Genomic DNA, 16,813 nt, shown 5'->3' on the forward strand with positions numbered 1-16,813 from the left:
ATGAGACAGAATCTAATAAATAAAATTTTCAGTTTAAAAATTAAATGAAAACACTTTCAATTCTAATTCTCTTAATATTCTGTAATATCAGCTTTTCCCAGGAGCTCGAATTTTCAAATACAATAAATGATATTGTACAACAGATCACTTTTCAGGAAAAACTGAATACAATTCTTTTGTCCACAAATAATTATAAGGATGGTGATAAAGTAAGAATTTTTGCTTCTTTTGTTCTTAACGAAAAAGGTAGATTAATGAATATTACTGTTAGAGCACCACATCCTAAAATTGAAAAATCTGTTAAGGATCTTTTAAATAAAATTATAATTCAAGAAGAACTAACAAAGCAACTACTTAGTAAACATGAAGACGGAAAATTCGCTATTCCAATAATTTATTATGTTATTAGCAGATCTAAAATGAAACGCATTATAGCAAAGCATAATCGAAAAAAAAATAAATCTTAATTAGAAAGAAACAAATCAAATTTAAAGCGATATTAGTTTTTCTGGGACCAATTACTAAAAACAAGTTCAGTATAACAAAACTTTAGAATAATTCCTTCACCTCATCAAAATCCAAACCACCATAATTACCAGAACTCATTAATAACAAAGATTTGTTATCAAAGTTTTGAGAGAATAAGAAGTCTTTAAAATCTTCTGGGTTGGTGTAGATGATTAAATCATCACGTTCAAAAGCGTTGGCTATTTGCGTTTCTGTAACTTCTTCTAATTTTTTAATTTCTACAGCATGTGGAGAATAAAATACAACTGCTACATCTGCGGCATCTAAAGCGCCTTTGTATTCTTTAAGGAATTCAGCATTTAAGCTGCTGTAAGTATGTAATTCTAAGCAAGCGACTAAAGTCCTGTCGCTGTATTGTTCTTTTAAGGCCTTGGTTGTGGCTTCTACTTTACTTGGTGAGTGCGCAAAATCTTTATACGCAATACTGGTTTTAGATTCGGCAATTTTTTCTAAACGCTTGCTTGCTCCTTTAAATGAAGAAATGGCTTCGTAGAAATCGTCTTCATCAATACCCATATGCTGGCAAATCCATTTGGCACCTGCTAAATTGTTTAAGTTGTGTGCGCCAAATACTTCAATTGGCATTGGTCCTTCTGGTGTTTCTAAAAGGGTTTCGCCATTTTCAACCGTATATTCAGGAGTTTGGTAGGCTATTTTTCGTATCTGGTTTTCTGAGGCTTCTACTACGCGTTTTACTTCTAAATCTTCTTCATTATAGTTAATACTTCCACCTGTAATAATTGAATCTACAAAAATGCTAAACTGTTCGACATAGTTTTCATAAGTTGGAAACACATTAATATGATCCCATGCAATTCCGCTTAACAAGGCAATATTAGGTTTGTACAAATGAAATTTTGGGCGCATGTCTATTGGTGAGCTTAAATATTCATCACCTTCTAAAACCATAAAATCATTGTCTTCGGTGAGTTTCACCATCACATCAAAACCTTCTAATTGAGCACCAACCATATAATCGACGTCTCTATCGTGATAATGCATCACGTGCAAAATCATTGAGGTAATCGTTGTCTTTCCATGACTTCCACCAATCACCACACGTGTTTTATTTTTGGCTTGCTCGTATAGAAATTCAGGATAACTATAGATTTTAAGTCCTAGGTCTTGGGCCTTAAGTAATTCAGGATTATCTGCTTTAGCATGCATACCCAAAACAATGGCATCTAAATCTGAAGTGATTTTTTCAGGATACCAACCAAAAGCTTCTGGTAATAAACCTTTAACTTCTAATCTCGATTTTGAAGGGTCGAAAATAGTGTCATCACTTCCCGTGACTTTATAACCTTTATTATGAAGTGCTATGGCCAAATTGTGCATTGCTGCACCACCAATAGCTATAAAATGTACGTTCATAGAATCCTTAAATAAGTAATGTAAAAATACTATTTATAATTCAGGATTTACAGCCAAACTATTAAAAAGCTTTGCTTTAGTGCTGAAGAATTTATTCTGAATCTCAATGGCCTTTAACTGGCCATCAATCAATTTAGACTCACGAGAATTAACCAAAAACAAAGAGCTTTCTCCAAGTTGGAATTTACGCTCTTCTGCTTGTAGCATTCGCTCATAATCCGAGACCATTTCAGTAGTTATCTCATTTTGAGCTACATAAGATTCTAACTCTTGCTTTAGCGCACTAATCTTATTTTGAAGATTCACACGTGTGGCATCCATTTCAAATTCTGTGTCTTGCAACTTAATTTTGGCTAGCCTTAAATCACCACGTTCTTTTCTCAAAAATAAGGGGAAACTCAGGTTTAGTCCACCTTTGTATTCAGCAGTGTTTAAACTTCGGGCCACTTCTGGTGCTTCGGTTAAGAAGTTATATTCCACATCAATTCTTGGTAGTAATCGATTAGCTTTTAAACGCTTATCAACTTCCAACCCTTCGAGTTTATAACCTAAAGACAACATTTTAGGATGTTCATCTAGCATAACCTCATCATCTCGCAATTGATTAATATTAAAGGTGGCATCAACTATTGGTTCTGTATTTACATCTGGAATAATATTGGGTTGTAATTCCACTGGCATATTATTTTCTAGCCATAAAAAATTAGATAATTCTAAAGCTGCTTTCATTAGTTTAACCTTAGATTGCTCTAATCCTAATTTCCTATTATTGACCGCAATACGCGCTTCTGTCGCATCAATTTCTGCATTTTCACCAACTTCTACTCCTTTTTGAATTCCGGTAAAACGTAATTCTGCGTTAACTAAAATATTTTCAAACAACTTTAACTCATTATATGCTTGTAACCATTTAAAGTAAACTAGAGAGGCTTCAAACAGAATGTTATTGACATAAATATCGCGATCTGCTTTGGCTTGTTCTCTAAATAATTTGGCTTGCTTTAGTGACGCCATCCTACTGTTAATCAATAGTCCCTGACCTAATGACACTGAAACACCCGCACTGTACAAACCATCTTCTGGTACAAAAGCTTCAGGATTTAAAAAGTCACCTGTGTTTTCTTCAAAAGCTGCTTTTAACTCTACTCCAAACCAGGTCGGAATTTTAAAGGTTCCGTTGAGTCTATCAAAATACTCTGTGTTCTTGAATTTCTTTCTATCATAATCGACTTCTAATTTTGGGTCAAAAGCACCACGAGATTTCATGAGTTTTGCCTGACTTTCGTCTATAACCAATTGAGCTTGTTTTACAATAGGATGAAATTTCTTCACATAACCAAGATACTCATCAAAGCGCAATACGTTTGATAATTGATCTGTCTGTGCAAAGCTTATAAAACCTAATCCAATAAGCAGTATTGAAAATTTTAGTCTCATCTATTTATTTCTTTTTAGGTCTTGATCTGCCTTCTGGTTGATAGTAATTTGGTGGAAAACCATTCAACTGTCTCCATAATTCATAACCAATTGGTACATCTTCTAGTAATGCCATCGTAAATGCGCCTGAGCCAGCTCTAATATCCTTTGGCCATTCGTGATCTTCCTCATCTGGTGCCAAAAGCACTCTAAATTTTCCATTATCGCTAATAAAATTTTCTATGGCAACAACTTTAGCACCATATGTTCCGTATGATACGTTTGGCCAACCACTAAATATAATTGCAGGCCAACCATCAAACTGTACTCTGACTTTTTCACCAAGGTGAAGCAATGGTAAATCAATAGGCTCTACAAATGTTTCTACGGCTAGGTCAACTTCGGCAGGCATAATGCCTACCAAAGCCTCTCCTTCTTTAAATGTCTGCCCTACACCTCCTCTTATAGCTTTATTGATGTAACCATCGTAAGGTGCTTTGATAAATCGAAGCTCGTCACGCATCTGGTAATTAGAATATTCATTATCTAATTTAGATACTTGTGCTTCTGTATCAAATTGACTCGACTGTGCTGTAAATTTATCGCTCTGTGCTTTAGATATCTTATCAGCATAAGAAGCATTAACTCTTGAAATTTCTACCTGAGCGTTAATCACTTCATTTTTACTTGCTAATAATTTATTCTCTTGTGATATTAATTTAGCTTCCGTTTCCTGAAGCTTTAATCGCTTGTCTTCAACATCTTTAGTAGCTTTAAAACCTTCTGCTTGCAGAGTTACTGTACGATCAAATTGACGTTGTGCAATTTGCTTGTTCGTCTTTGCAGCTTCAAGATCTATGCTATCACTTTGAACTTTTAGCTTAGATTGCATTAACTTATTTCTTGCCTGTTGTAATTTTAGCTGTCTTTCTTGAGAAAGTGCACCAATTTGACGATTCAAAGCTTTTACTTTTTCCCCATATGAACCAACAGATAGTGCTTTAGCATCTCTTTGTTGTCCTGTACGCTCCACTAAGTTAGGATCAAAATATTCACTCTTAATTTCAGAGATTTTCATAATTGTGTCTCCTTTTGAAACAAAGTCACCTTCGCGTACAAACCAATTCTCAATTCTACCTGGTATAGGAGATTGTATGGTCTGTGGTCTTTGTTCTGGTGTGAGTGTCGTCACCAGACCTCTACCCGTAATATTCTGTGTCCATGGTAAAAACAAAATAATGATTCCGACTACAGCGAACGCACCAAGAAATCTATTAAAGTACATGTAATACCTGCCGTGAAAGACACGCTTACCTGACTTTGATTTTGTTATGTCTACCGACTTATTAAGTTGATTATGAGATATATTTAACATGATATTGGTCTTTAAATGATTTCACCCTTTTTTAGTGTAATGACTTCACTACAACTTTGCTCCCAATCATTGTTGCTAATACTTACAACTACCAAAGCCCAAGGATTGGTATCATTTGTAAGGAAAGTAATAATACTGTTCACTTCTTCTGGTTCGAAATGCTCTAAAGGATCTTCTAATATTAATATTTTAGGTTTACCAACAATTGCCCTAGCCAAAACGATTTTCTTAGCTACAGTGAATGATGTTTGTTTGCCTTCAGGATACAAAACCGTATTTAATCCTTGTGGACTCTCTTTAATAAATTCGCTTAACCCAACCTTTTCAATTGCCCACAGGAGTTGCTCTTCTGATATATTTTCGTTTCCAAAAGTTATATTTTCTTTAATAGTACCTTCAAATGGAGTTTCATCTGCCAGAGATAGCCCAAGATGCGATCTATAATGATTTAGGTTAATATTCTTCAATGAATATTCGTCAATATAAACACTTCCGGTAGTGGGCTCAATAACACCAGCAATAAGACGTAACAAACTCGACTTACCAGAACCACTTTCACCTCTAACCAATATTCTACTTTTTGGTTTAATTTTCAGTGAAACATTCTCAAGAATACTCTGATCTCTTTGAGGCACCCTGTACGATACATTATCTAACTCTAAACTAAAATTATCTTTAAAGTCTGGCTTATCACCAACTTGCATTTCTAAATCTTTATCTACAACTTGTCCCATTTTCTCAAGAGAGGTTAAGACGTCATAAAAAGATTCCAATCCTAGTATTAGTTTTTCAACAGAGTTAATAACTAATAGTATTATGATCTCAGCAGCAACAAACTGCCCAATATTCATTTCTTGATTTAAAACTAATAAGCCGCCTATAAGGAGTAAGCCAGCGGTTACAATTACTTTAAAGCCGATCATTTGAATAAACTGTATCACAAGAATTCTAAAATGACTTTCTCTAGCGATTAGATATTCATTGACCAAATCATCATTTTTATTGACTGCTAATGTGGTTTTTCCTGATAATTTGAAACTTACAACAGCTCTGGCAACTTCTTGAATCCAGTGTGCTACCTTATACTTATGTTTAGACTCTTGTAAACTTGTATCCATGCCCTTTTGAGCTGTGAATTTAAAGACCACGTATATTAATAGAAGGAGTAAAATTCCGAATGCTATAAAAAATGGATGATAAAATGATAACAATATCAAAGCAAATAATATCTGCAATACTGCAGATGGAATATCAACTAAAATCTTAGCTAATCCCTTTTGGATATTAAGTGTATCAAAAAAACGATTCGCTAATTCTGGCGGATAGTAGTTGCGCAATTCATTCATTTTAATTTTTGGAAAACGATAGGTGAATTCAAAAGATGCTCTAGTGAAAATACGTTGCTGAATAGTTTCAATAATTCGCATTTGCATCAACTGAAGAATACCAACAAAAGCGACTCCGAGAGTCACTAAAATAACCAAGACAATCCAAGATGTGCTCACTTGTGCACCTTGTATTAGATTGATAATTGCTTGAATTCCCAATGGTAATGTTAAACCTAAAAGCCCTGAAAAAACAGCATAATAAATAACTTGAAGTAAGTCTTTTTTTTCTAGTTTTAACAAGCCAACAAGCCTTTCCCAAGGCGACATAATTTCTTTTTTATCCATGATAAATTATCTCCTAATAGCGTTAATGGTGAGTTCTTTAAAAAAGTCTGTAGGTGTAACATCCTTATTACAATCAGTTATTGAAATAAAGTGTTCTTTTAAAAAGTGTTGATGCAGAGCTCCTTCTACAATTGTACTTGCTAAACTTGAAGCGAATTTATATTTAGGATTGATATTTATAATCATATCTCGCAGTCGCATTATCAAACGCTTATACACTACAAAATAGCCTTCCTTATTTTCAACATCGACCTCCTTGGTTAAGTAAGATTTTGAGTATTCATTAATGATAATTCTATTAAGAACAACTTCGTTAATATGAGTAAAAGTTACATCTTGTTCAATAGTCTTCGTAACCACATCAATAGCTTTAAATAATTGATCTTCCTTATTAGGCATATTAAATGTAGTAAAGACCATTTGATATTCTATCCAAGCCCAATACCAAGAGGTAAGATATAGTAATAGCTTATGCTTACTTTCAAAATAACGATAAATAGAACTCTCATTAGAACCTATTTTTACACCAAGCTTTTTAAACGTGAAACTGTCAAAACCTATTTCATCAATCAATAAAATACTATGCTCAATAATACGCTTACCCAAATCTGATGATTCAGGATCTTTGATGTAGATTTTATCTGGTACAGATATCTTTAAATTTGAAAGTAAACTTTTCATGACTAAATTATTTAATTGCAAATATAATAGTATTACTATTAATTTTGCGCATTTAACAATAATTTAGCATTCTATTAAGCAGAATGTAATTAACAAATAAAATATATGAAGTTAATCTACAGCTTAGAAATTGCTGATTTTTCGTCTTTAAAGACTTGAATTTTAGGCAAACCTGCTATGGCTTTATCAATCCAATTTAAGGCTTCTGTTTTATTGTCTTTATGCTTATAAATTTGTGCCAATCTATAGTAAGCCCACTCTTTTGGCACTCCATCTTTTGAAGAATGATTAGATAAGTAAGCTTTAAGGCATTTCTCGCCTTTATCTAATTGCACATTGTAATCTGCGCAGACTTTACCTATTTGATAGTGCATAGCATTACGTTGAAGTTTTTCATGCCCTTCTTCGAGATTACTAATAGCTTTTTCTGGTTCATTTTGTTCTTCGTAAAAATTGGTCAGCTTTTCATAACATGTAACTGATCCACCCACTTTTATGGCTAGCTTATAATATTTTTCGGCTAATTCTGGTTCGTCATCGTACTCATAGACATAGCCTTTAGCTAAGTAACCATCTACTTTAGATAAGTTTTGCAATTCATTAGCGTATTTTAAAGCTTTAGAATTGCTACCACCTATAATTCCTGGAAGCGACACATACAATTCAACTAAAGCCCAACGCGCATCGATATGATTTGGGTCTAATTCAGCAGCTTTTAAAAATGCTTGCTTTACATCTCCAATAATTCCTAAGGCTTTGATTTTACTAATGCTTAAAGCTTTCATTCCTAAAGCACCACCATATTTGTATTGGTAATTGGCATTTTTAGGTTCCTTTTCTGTTAAGGTTTTATATTGCTCAATAGCTTTATCCCATTTCTTTTGATGACCATAGGCGTCACCTAAAATTTCGATAGCTTCTTTATCTCCAGGATTTGATTCCAAAAACGTAACCATTTCACTTTGAGCATTTTTATACTCTTTTTCAGCAATAAACTCCTCTGCTTTCTCTTTTGAATTTTGAGAAAAGCATATTGAAGACATTAAAAAAACACATAAAAATCTAATCATGATTTAAAGATTTTTTTTACAAAAATACAATATAATAACGTTCCGTTTCACTCACAAATTGTTTAACTTCACTCATCCAAATAATATGTTTACTCGTTACTACTATTTTTGGAATACCTTTTGAAGGTATCTTGTAGAAAATTGATACAGATGAAAAACTATATACATATACTCATGCTAATTTGCTTCGCTTCTTTCTCTAATGCACAAAATGATTTTGATAGTCAATGGGAAGCTGTCACCAAGCTTGAAAACGAAGGCTTAACAAAAAGCGCTTCAGATTTAGTTGAAGACATATATGAGTCTGCCGTTAGCAAAAAGAATAAACAACAACGTATAAAAGCTTTGCTCTACAAAAGCAAATACATGCTAACGCTTGAAGAGGAAGCACAATTAAATGTCGTCAACCTATTTAAGTCGGAGATTGAAACCAGCGACATTGTCACTAAACATGTATTAGAAAATATGTTGGCAACAATGTATTGGCAGTATTTTCAGCAAAACAGGTATAAGTTTTACAACCGGACAAAAACCGAAAGCAAAGTTGATGAAGTTGACTTTAGAACTTGGGATTTAGAGACCTTGTTTAATGAAATTCACGTATACTATCAGCGTTCTTTAGAGAATGGTATTTTATTACAACTAGAACCTTTAGATAATTATAAAACACTTATTGTAGAAGCTAAAAATTCTAAAAATTTTCGTCCAACATTATATGATTTATTAAATCATAATGCCTTAGAATTTTATAAAACTGATGAAAACAGCATCACACAACCTGCTTATAAATTTAGTATTGACACTACAAATTTTATTGCTGACAGTGAGCAGTTCATTAATATTAAAATTGCATCAAAAGATTCAACCTCTTTACAACTCAATGCTTTAAAAATCTATCAAAATCTATTAAAATTCCATCGCAAAAATAAGGCATCGAAAGCATTTGTTGATGTTGATATTGAACGGTTAAGATTTGTATTTCAACATGCAACTTTTGATAATATTGAAAGTTTATTTCTAAAAACCTTAAAAACTAAAGCCGAAACTTTAAAATCATCACCTCAGTCTGCCCTTTATAATTTTGAAATCGCTTATCGATATGTACAACAAGGTTATGGTTATAGTAGCACTGCATACGATGAAGGAGAAGTTGACGAAACACATCGCTGGAAACTTAAAGAAGCTATTGAACTTTGTAACTCCGTAATTGCTGATTATCCTGAAAGCACTGGAGCAAAAAAATGCGAAGGTTTAAAACAAGAAATTTTATATTCTCGCCTAACATTAGAAAGTCTGGAGTTCATTTCTGTTAACTCACCATCGAGAGTACTGATAACCTATAAGAATCTTAATGCACTCGATTTTAAAATTTATAAAATCTCTAAAAAGCAATTAGAACAATATAACAGTTCCTACAGAGCTGATGAAAAGATTAAATTTTTTAAAAAATTAAACGCAGTAGAATCATTCTCAAGCCAATTAAAAACTGAAGATGATTACCAAAATCACAGCACAGAAATTGTATTACCAAAATTGCCTAATGGCTTGTATCTGATAAAAGTTGACACGAATTCTGGAGAAAATGTATTTGCAGTCGCGCACTTTCAGGTTACCGATTTAGCCTTAATTGAAAGCACAGAAAATAATACGCATAATTATCAATTGATTAACCGAAATAATGGGAAACCAATCGTGGATGCAAAAGTTGAATTATCATACACCCAAAATAATTACAATCAACGTTGGAAGAAAAACTTTGTTACTGATCGTTATGGTAAATTTCAATTCAAAAAAGACAATAACCGCTACAGAAATGTTGAAATAAAGGCTAATTATAAAGATGATACTGGCTACTTTGGCGACTATTATATTAATAGGAAATACGAGCAGAATCCTAATAACGATACCCAATATACCTCATTCTTATTTACAGATAGAAGTATTTACAGACCAGGACAAACGGTTTACTTTAAGGGTATTGCAACACAATCTAAAGATGGTAAAACAGAAGTTAATGCTGACAACGAAGCCAAAATAAGACTCAAAAATGTAAATGGTGAAGTCGTTAGCGAACTACTTCTAAAAACCAATGAATTTGGGTCTGTACACGGAGAATTCATTTTGCCAAACGATGGCTTAACAGGTAACTATACCATAGATATGTTTTGTGGTAATTATGGCTATGCCTACATTTCGGTTGAAGAATACAAACGTCCAAAATTTAAACCAGAATTTCAACCGATTACCGAAACTTTTAAAGTTAATGACAGCATCACTGTTAACGGAACAGCAATTGCTTTTGCTGGTAGTAACATTACTGATGCTAAGGTGGTATATCGGGTAAAACGTCAAGTACAATATCCTAGTTGGTACTACTGGAGACGTCCTTATTTTAATTCTGAACCACAAGAAATTACTTTTGGTGAGACTAAAACGAATAACAAAGGAGAGTTTGAAGTCACTTTTAAAGCGATTCCAGATGAAAGTGTCTCTAAAGAAAATCTCCCTGTTTTTAGATACGAAGTTACTGCAGATGTCACAGATATAAATGGTGAGACCAGAACGGCTACAACCACAGTAAATGTTGGTTATCATGCAATGACTGTTCGTATCGTTGCACCAGATATGATTGATAAATCAAAAAAGGAAGTTGAAATATCACTCATATCTAAAAACCTTAATGGGCAGGATGTAACAGCTAAAGGCACACTAAAAATCTATAAACTCAACGCACCAAATACGGTTTTAAAAAACAGGTCTTGGCGTGCTCCAGATTATCAAGTCATATCTAAGGAAAAGTTTAAAGCTTTATTCCCTCACGAAGCATATGAAGATGAAGGTCTCATCACTAATTGGGAAAAAGGAGATGAAGTTTTTAAAACAAATTTTGATACTGAAAAAAGTAAAACCATAACGATAAAGAAGCTTAAAAAATGGGATTCTGGTAAATACATTGTTGTTTTAGAAAGCGAAGACAAATTTGGACAAGCCATAAAAGATGAAGCCTACACCTCATTATTTAGTGCTGATGATAAAATGGTTGCAGACTCTCAATTATTTGAAGCTCAATTAGACAAAGGTAGTTATGACATTGGTTCAATGGCTAAACTAACCATTGGCTCAGCTGCAGAGGATATTACTGTAACTGTTGAAATTGAAAAAGACGGAAAAGTTATTATGACGCAATTGGTGCAACTGAATAACTCAAAACAGACGATAACCATTCCTGTTTTAGAAAGTGATTTAGGTGGTTTTGAAGTGCATTGTAGTTTTGCTGCTTTTAACGATTATACCTCTAGAAAATTCAGAGTTAATGTACCTTATCCTAAAACTGATTTAGAAATAGAAACTAAAACCTTTAGAGATAAGTTACAACCAGGACAGGACGAAACTTGGAGCTTTAAAATTAAAGGACCAAAAGGAGATAAAGTCTCAGCTGAGTTATTAGCAAGCATGTACGATGCCTCATTGGATGAATTCAGAGGACATCAGTGGAGTTTCAACCCAATTAACCGTCCTACATATTATGGTCGTATAAATAAAAACTCTAGACAAAGTTTTGGGACTACAAATTTTAGATTATTTAATAGCTTTAATAGATCTGTAAATTATCCTCAACAAGGTTATGACCGTTTGAATTGGTTTGGTTTTTATTTTGGGAATAATCGTTATTTAAGAAGAAGTGTTATGAAGTCTGAAACTAGGCTATATGACGCAGTAACTATAGAAGAATCGGAATCTTCAAATGAAGCTCCTATGGCTGTAGGTTTAGCCTTGGAAGGAGATGTAAATGGACTTCTTAACATGTCAGATGATGAATGGAGTCCTAAAAATTCAGATAGTAATTATGGTGATAAATCAGCAAATAAAATTGAAGAAAAAGTAGATTTAGAAAACATCCAAATCCGAAAAAACCTAAACGAAACTGCATTCTTCTTTCCGCAATTACAAACTGATGCAGAAGGCAATGTTAGTTTCAACTTTAAAGCACCAGAAGCTTTGACGAAATGGAAACTGCAATTATTAGCACACACCAAAAACTTAGAAAGTGCAGTAACGCAATTAGAAGCAGTAACACAAAAAGAGTTGATGGTAATACCAAATGCACCACGTTTTTTAAGAGAAGGTGATAAAATTAGAATCAGTACCAAGATTGCAAATCTTACAGACAATGAATTATCTGGTATTGCACAGTTATTATTAACTGATCCTGTAACAGGAAAATCTATTGATGGTGAATTATCAAATGCATATAACGATTTAGGTTTTAAAGTCGATGCAAAAGGCAATACTCAAGTCACGTGGAATATAGAAATCCCTGAAGGCATACAAGCTGTACAATACAAAGTTATTGCAAAATCAGGTGATTTTAGTGATGGTGAGCAAAATGCACTGCCAGTATTAAGTAACAGAATGTTGGTTACTGAAACTATGCCAATGTGGATTCGATCTAATGAGACAAAGACGTTTACTTTAGATAAGTTGAAAGATAATACCTCAACAACGCTTAGTCATCATAAGTTAACTTTAGAAATGACTTCTAATCCAGCTTGGTATGCTGTACAAGCATTACCATACTTAATGGAATATCCTTACGATTGTAACGAGCAAACGTTTTCAAGATACTATGCTAATGCTCTTGCGCAACATATTGTAAAATCAAATCCAAAAATTGAGGCCGTTTTTAATCAATGGAAATCTACTGATGCTTTGTTAAGTAACTTAGAGAAGAATGAAGAATTGAAATCATTATTAATTCAAGAAACACCTTGGTTACGAGATGCACAATCTGAAACTGAACAGAAAAAACGCATCGGTTTATTATTCGATATGAATAAAATGACTAATGAATTAAATTCTGCAAAACGTAAGCTACAGCAAAACCAATTACCTTCTGGAGCTTGGCCATGGTTTAATGGAGGACGTGATAACAGATATATCACACAACATATCATTGCAGGTTTTGGGCACTTAAAGCAACTTAATGTAGTTTCAACTGAGCATGACAATCATGATATGATTATGCTAGCTTTACGCTATTTAGATGCAGAATTTGTAAAAGAGTATAAAGATTTAAAAAAGTATAACAAAGATGTTGATTTAAGCAAAGATCATTTATCATACACGCAATTACATTATCTCTATGTACGTAGTTTTTATCCTGAAATTACTCCTTCTAAAGAGGTAAAAACAATAATAGATTATTACCAAAGTCAGATTCAGAAGTATTGGTTAAAACGCTCTTTGTATGCTAAAGGGTTGATGGCCTTAACAATGCATAGAATGAATGATGCAAAAACTGCTGGAAAAATTCTAAAATCATTAAAAGAGAATAGTATCACTTCTGATGAATTAGGTATGTATTGGAAAGCCAACACTAATTCTTGGTACTGGTATCAAGCACCTATTGAAACACAAGCTTTATTAATTGAAGCTTTTTCCGAGGTTGGAACTATCATTCAAAGCGAAGCGAAGAATCTCGAAGATATTGATAACCTAAAAATCTGGTTATTAAAAAACAAACAAACCAATCAGTGGAAAACAACTAAAGCAACAACGGAAGCTGTATATGCCTTGTTGTTACAAGGCAGTGATTGGCTAGATGTTACTGAAATGGTAGATGTTAAAGTTGGTAGCGAAACTATTTCACCTGCAACATTAGAAAATGTAAAACTCGAAGCAGGAACAGGTTACTACAAAACATCGTGGATAGGTTCAGAAATTAAGTCTGAACAAGCGGATGTTACCATAACTAAAAAAGGAGATGGCATAGCTTGGGGAGCTATGTATTGGCAATACTTTGAGGATTTAGATAAAATTACCTCAGCTGAAACACCGTTGAAGTTAAGCAAGAAATTGTTCCTTAAAACGAATACTGATAAAGGAGAAGAGATTTCTGAGATTACTTCAGACACTAAATTAAACGTTGGAGATTTAGTTAGAGTAAGAATAGAACTGAGAACTGATCGTTCTATGGAATTTGTACACCTTAAAGATATGCGTGCTGCAGGTTTTGAACCTATAAATGTATTATCACAATACAAATGGCAAGATGGTTTAGGATATTATGAAAGTACAAAAGATGCGGCAACAAATTTCTTCATCGACTATTTACCAAAAGGTGTTTATGTTTTTGAATACGACTTGCGCGTAAATAATGCTGGTGATATGAGTAATGGTATTAGTACAATTCAATCCATGTATGCACCAGAATTTAGTAGTCATAGTGAAGGAATAAGGATAAAGGTTGAGTAGTTAATTTTTTCTATCTTTATAGGACTAACTAAAGCTAAAAATTATGAATCCAACTGTTTTTAAAGTTATCCGAGTTATTTTTGGAGTGTTACTAGTCATATTTGGCGCGAATAAGTTTTTCAACTTTATGCCAGCACCAGAAGAGATGCCAGAATCGATTATCAACTATATGACTGCTTTGATGTCTACGAAAACCATAGATTTGGTTGGCATTGTAGAAATTGTAGCAGGTTTAGCTTTTATATTCAATAAATATGGCGGATTATTAGCCATTATCTTAATGAGTATTTCAATAAACGCAGTATTGTTTCATGCCTTTTTAGGTCCAGCAGATATTTACGGAGCTATTGTATTACTAATTTTAAATATTGTAATGCTGTTTGGCTATAAACATCAATATAAGGATATGCTCTAATAAAAAATAAAAAAGGCTTCCATTGGGAAACCTTTTTTATTTCTATTTACTACTTGGAGGTGTTGTTGGTCTTACTTCAATTTTACTTGGCAAAGTTCTTGGATTCATTTTTAATAAATCCACAACCAATTCTCCAATATCTTCAATCTGAATTTTCCATGCTCCTTTTTCATTCGGTTCATTGCTATTGAAATAGGTTGAAACCGAACCTGGCATAATAGTACTAACCTTTACTCCGTACTTACGTAAATCTAACATTACAGCTTGGGTAAAACCGGTAACACCAAATTTACTAGCGTTATAAGCTGAACCTCCTGCAAAGAAATTTGTACCAGCTAAACTCGAAATTGTAATATAATACCCTTTGGAATTTTTTAATGCATCTACACTAGCTTTAATGGAGTTAAAAACACCTGTAAGATTAGTATCTATAACATCATTCCACTGTTCTGAAGTTAGATCTTCAATACTACCAAAGTGACCAAGACCTGCATTGGCAACCACAATATCTAGTTGCCCAAAAGTTTTCAGTGCCTGGTTCACAGCTTCTTTTTGACTTTCGAGTCGTCTTACATCGGCTTGAACTCCAATGACAGAACCTGTTGTATTTGTTTTTCTGGCTAAAGATTCTGCAGCTTCGTTAGCTGCCTTTTCATTACGACTTGTAATGACCACTTTTAATCCTTGATTGAGAAGTGCTTCCGCAACACCATATCCTATTCCTTTTGTACCTCCTGTAATCAGCGCTACTTTTCCTTTTAATCTTTCCATAATCTTATTTTTCTATTGAAATCAAAATTACAAAACGAGGAAACAAAGCGGAAGTTTAAACTGTTATGAAAATGATAAAATTATGGAATCCTTTTAGTAATCATAGCCAACTGTCCCATATGATTTGCTTGGTGTTCCATAACATGAAACCATGCCCAATGGTTACTCATATTTCCAATTTTCTTTTTAAACCATTCGTCATCTTTAGTTTTTAGAAGTTCTTTAGTCTTTTTGCGAACGTTATCATAAATATCCATGTAGTATTGAATAGGCTTATCCTTAAATTCCTCGCGTGCTTTATCTCCAAGGCTTAAGGCAGTTTCCCATTTTTTCTTTTCTTCAGCATTAAATCCTCTACCTTCAAATGTGTATACTTGGTAATACGCCTCTGTCGCTGCTAAATGATAGATTATGGCTCCAGGACTATTAGCATTTTCGTCTAAGAGAAAGTCGGTTCCTTCTTGATTTAAATTTCTAACGTTACGTTCTACGCGTTGCTTTAAATTATCGAGCATAGAAATCATGTTTCCTATGTCTTTAGTAAAGCCTTTTGGTGGTTTTATTTCATTCTGAGCAAATGCAAATGAGGTCGATAAAAATGCCACTAACAGTAAAGTTTTAATTTGATTTTTCATTGATTGAATATTTTAGTTTTCTAAAAATAAAGACCAAAACACTTTTCAACCTGAAGATTAACAGTAGATTAACTTATTTTTTAGGAGGATAACCTTCAAATATCTTTTCAACGAGTTTAGCCAAAGTAGCTTCGCGTTTTTCAACTGAAGCGTTTGCTTTGTATGTACTCTCACTTACGGCTTGCCAAAACAATTTTTCATTTTGCGATTTGTCTACAAAATCAATAACTATTTCTCTAGTATATTGATTTCCACCTAGTGGTATACCAACAGAGACACCACCAAAGCCTCCGGCACCTCCACCTCCAGCACCTACACCAATATTAGGATTGTTTCGGTTCATCAGTTCACTACTTTGAATATCAATATAAAAATCTGGACTGTCGGATCGTTTAAGACCCATTGTGGATAGTTTGGCATCTATTGCGCTGATTATACGAATACTGTCAAACTTACTTAAACCCGTCTGCATATCGTCAAAGTAATCATAAGTTTTGTAATGTGTAAAGTCAGTGGATTTCTCGTAGTCGTAATTTACTATTGTTCCGCAAGACGTGAACAAAATTGCAATACATAAATATTTGAGGGTTTTCATAGCTTTTTATTTTAAAGATACGAAA

General features: G+C 33.4%; 12 protein-coding genes. 3 read left to right on the plus strand and 9 right to left on the minus strand.

Translation table 11 applies throughout. The features are described from left to right. Positions 1–44 precede the first annotated feature (44 nt). On the plus strand, positions 45–467 hold the full coding sequence (locus Q0822_RS16025; protein WP_299125573.1) for a hypothetical protein: 423 nt from the start codon (positions 45–47) through the stop codon (positions 465–467). A gap of 82 nt (positions 468–549) precedes the next feature. Here the strand turns inward: Q0822_RS16025 and Q0822_RS16030 are convergent, their stop codons facing one another. From Q0822_RS16030 to Q0822_RS16055, 6 genes are all read right to left on the minus strand, one after another. Then, a complete protein-coding gene (locus tag Q0822_RS16030; RefSeq protein WP_299125575.1) occupies positions 550–1,902 on the minus strand; it encodes a Mur ligase domain-containing protein in 1,353 nt (450 codons plus the stop codon). Between the two features lie 33 nt (positions 1,903–1,935). Further along, complete coding sequence (locus Q0822_RS16035) at positions 1,936–3,339, minus strand: TolC family protein (protein ID WP_299125576.1); 1,404 nt, start codon at positions 3,337–3,339, stop codon at positions 1,936–1,938. A gap of 4 nt (positions 3,340–3,343) precedes the next feature. Next, positions 3,344–4,693 carry a biotin/lipoyl-binding protein gene (locus tag Q0822_RS16040; RefSeq protein WP_299125579.1) on the minus strand — a complete coding sequence of 450 codons (1,350 nt, stop codon included), beginning with the start codon at positions 4,691–4,693 and terminating at the stop codon, positions 3,344–3,346. Positions 4,694–4,704: 11 nt separating this feature from the next. Then, entirely contained in the window at positions 4,705–6,366 is a 1,662-nt protein-coding gene (locus Q0822_RS16045; RefSeq protein ID WP_299125581.1) for an ATP-binding cassette domain-containing protein, read from the minus strand. Positions 6,367–6,372: 6 nt separating this feature from the next. After that, positions 6,373–7,047, minus strand: a complete 675-nt coding sequence (locus Q0822_RS16050) for a TetR/AcrR family transcriptional regulator (protein WP_299125584.1) — start codon at positions 7,045–7,047, stop codon at positions 6,373–6,375. 116 nt (positions 7,048–7,163) lie between these two features. After that, positions 7,164–8,117: a tetratricopeptide repeat protein gene (locus Q0822_RS16055; protein WP_299125587.1), complete on the minus strand. Its 954-nt coding sequence runs from the start codon at positions 8,115–8,117 to the stop codon at positions 7,164–7,166. A 150-nt stretch (positions 8,118–8,267) separates the two neighbouring features. Here Q0822_RS16055 and Q0822_RS16060 point away from each other — a divergent pair, with 150 nt between their 5' ends. Together Q0822_RS16060 and Q0822_RS16065 are read left to right on the plus strand one after the other, a co-directional pair. After that, positions 8,268–14,372: an alpha-2-macroglobulin family protein gene (locus tag Q0822_RS16060; protein ID WP_299125588.1), complete on the plus strand. Its 6,105-nt coding sequence runs from the start codon at positions 8,268–8,270 to the stop codon at positions 14,370–14,372. Positions 14,373–14,415: 43 nt separating this feature from the next. Continuing rightward, the gene (locus Q0822_RS16065) at positions 14,416–14,787 is read left to right on the plus strand and encodes a DoxX family membrane protein (protein ID WP_299125590.1); all 372 of its coding nucleotides are present in this window, start codon (positions 14,416–14,418) and stop codon (positions 14,785–14,787) included. A 42-nt stretch (positions 14,788–14,829) separates the two neighbouring features. On the opposite strand, the gene Q0822_RS16070 is transcribed toward Q0822_RS16065, so the two are convergent. The 3 genes from Q0822_RS16070 to Q0822_RS16080 all read right to left on the minus strand — a co-directional run bounded on the left by Q0822_RS16070 (position 14,830) and on the right by Q0822_RS16080 (position 16,788). Then, complete coding sequence (locus Q0822_RS16070; protein WP_299125593.1) at positions 14,830–15,558, minus strand: SDR family oxidoreductase; 729 nt, start codon at positions 15,556–15,558, stop codon at positions 14,830–14,832. Between the two features lie 80 nt (positions 15,559–15,638). Continuing rightward, positions 15,639–16,193 carry a DUF664 domain-containing protein gene (locus Q0822_RS16075; protein ID WP_299125596.1) on the minus strand — a complete coding sequence of 185 codons (555 nt, stop codon included), beginning with the start codon at positions 16,191–16,193 and terminating at the stop codon, positions 15,639–15,641. A 73-nt stretch (positions 16,194–16,266) separates the two neighbouring features. Continuing rightward, positions 16,267–16,788, minus strand: coding sequence for a DUF4136 domain-containing protein (locus tag Q0822_RS16080; RefSeq protein ID WP_299125598.1), 522 nt, complete (start codon positions 16,786–16,788; stop codon positions 16,267–16,269). Positions 16,789–16,813 lie beyond the last annotated feature (25 nt).

This window comes from uncultured Winogradskyella sp. (assembly GCF_947496485.1).
Lineage (GTDB): Bacteria > Bacteroidota > Bacteroidia > Flavobacteriales > Flavobacteriaceae > Winogradskyella.

Coding starts and splice junctions, on each gene's coding strand:
- Q0822_RS16025 (WP_299125573.1), top strand. CDS start 45: ATGAAAACACTTTCAATTCTAATTCTCTTAATATTCTGTAATATCAGC.
- Q0822_RS16030 (WP_299125575.1), bottom strand. CDS start 1,902: ATGAACGTACATTTTATAGCTATTGGTGGTGCAGCAATGCACAATTTG.
- Q0822_RS16035 (WP_299125576.1), bottom strand. CDS start 3,339: ATGAGACTAAAATTTTCAATACTGCTTATTGGATTAGGTTTTATAAGC.
- Q0822_RS16040 (WP_299125579.1), bottom strand. CDS start 4,693: ATGTTAAATATATCTCATAATCAACTTAATAAGTCGGTAGACATAACA.
- Q0822_RS16045 (WP_299125581.1), bottom strand. CDS start 6,366: ATGGATAAAAAAGAAATTATGTCGCCTTGGGAAAGGCTTGTTGGCTTG.
- Q0822_RS16050 (WP_299125584.1), bottom strand. CDS start 7,047: ATGAAAAGTTTACTTTCAAATTTAAAGATATCTGTACCAGATAAAATC.
- Q0822_RS16055 (WP_299125587.1), bottom strand. CDS start 8,117: ATGATTAGATTTTTATGTGTTTTTTTAATGTCTTCAATATGCTTTTCT.
- Q0822_RS16060 (WP_299125588.1), top strand. CDS start 8,268: ATGAAAAACTATATACATATACTCATGCTAATTTGCTTCGCTTCTTTC.
- Q0822_RS16065 (WP_299125590.1), top strand. CDS start 14,416: ATGAATCCAACTGTTTTTAAAGTTATCCGAGTTATTTTTGGAGTGTTA.
- Q0822_RS16070 (WP_299125593.1), bottom strand. CDS start 15,558: ATGGAAAGATTAAAAGGAAAAGTAGCGCTGATTACAGGAGGTACAAAA.
- Q0822_RS16075 (WP_299125596.1), bottom strand. CDS start 16,193: ATGAAAAATCAAATTAAAACTTTACTGTTAGTGGCATTTTTATCGACC.
- Q0822_RS16080 (WP_299125598.1), bottom strand. CDS start 16,788: ATGAAAACCCTCAAATATTTATGTATTGCAATTTTGTTCACGTCTTGC.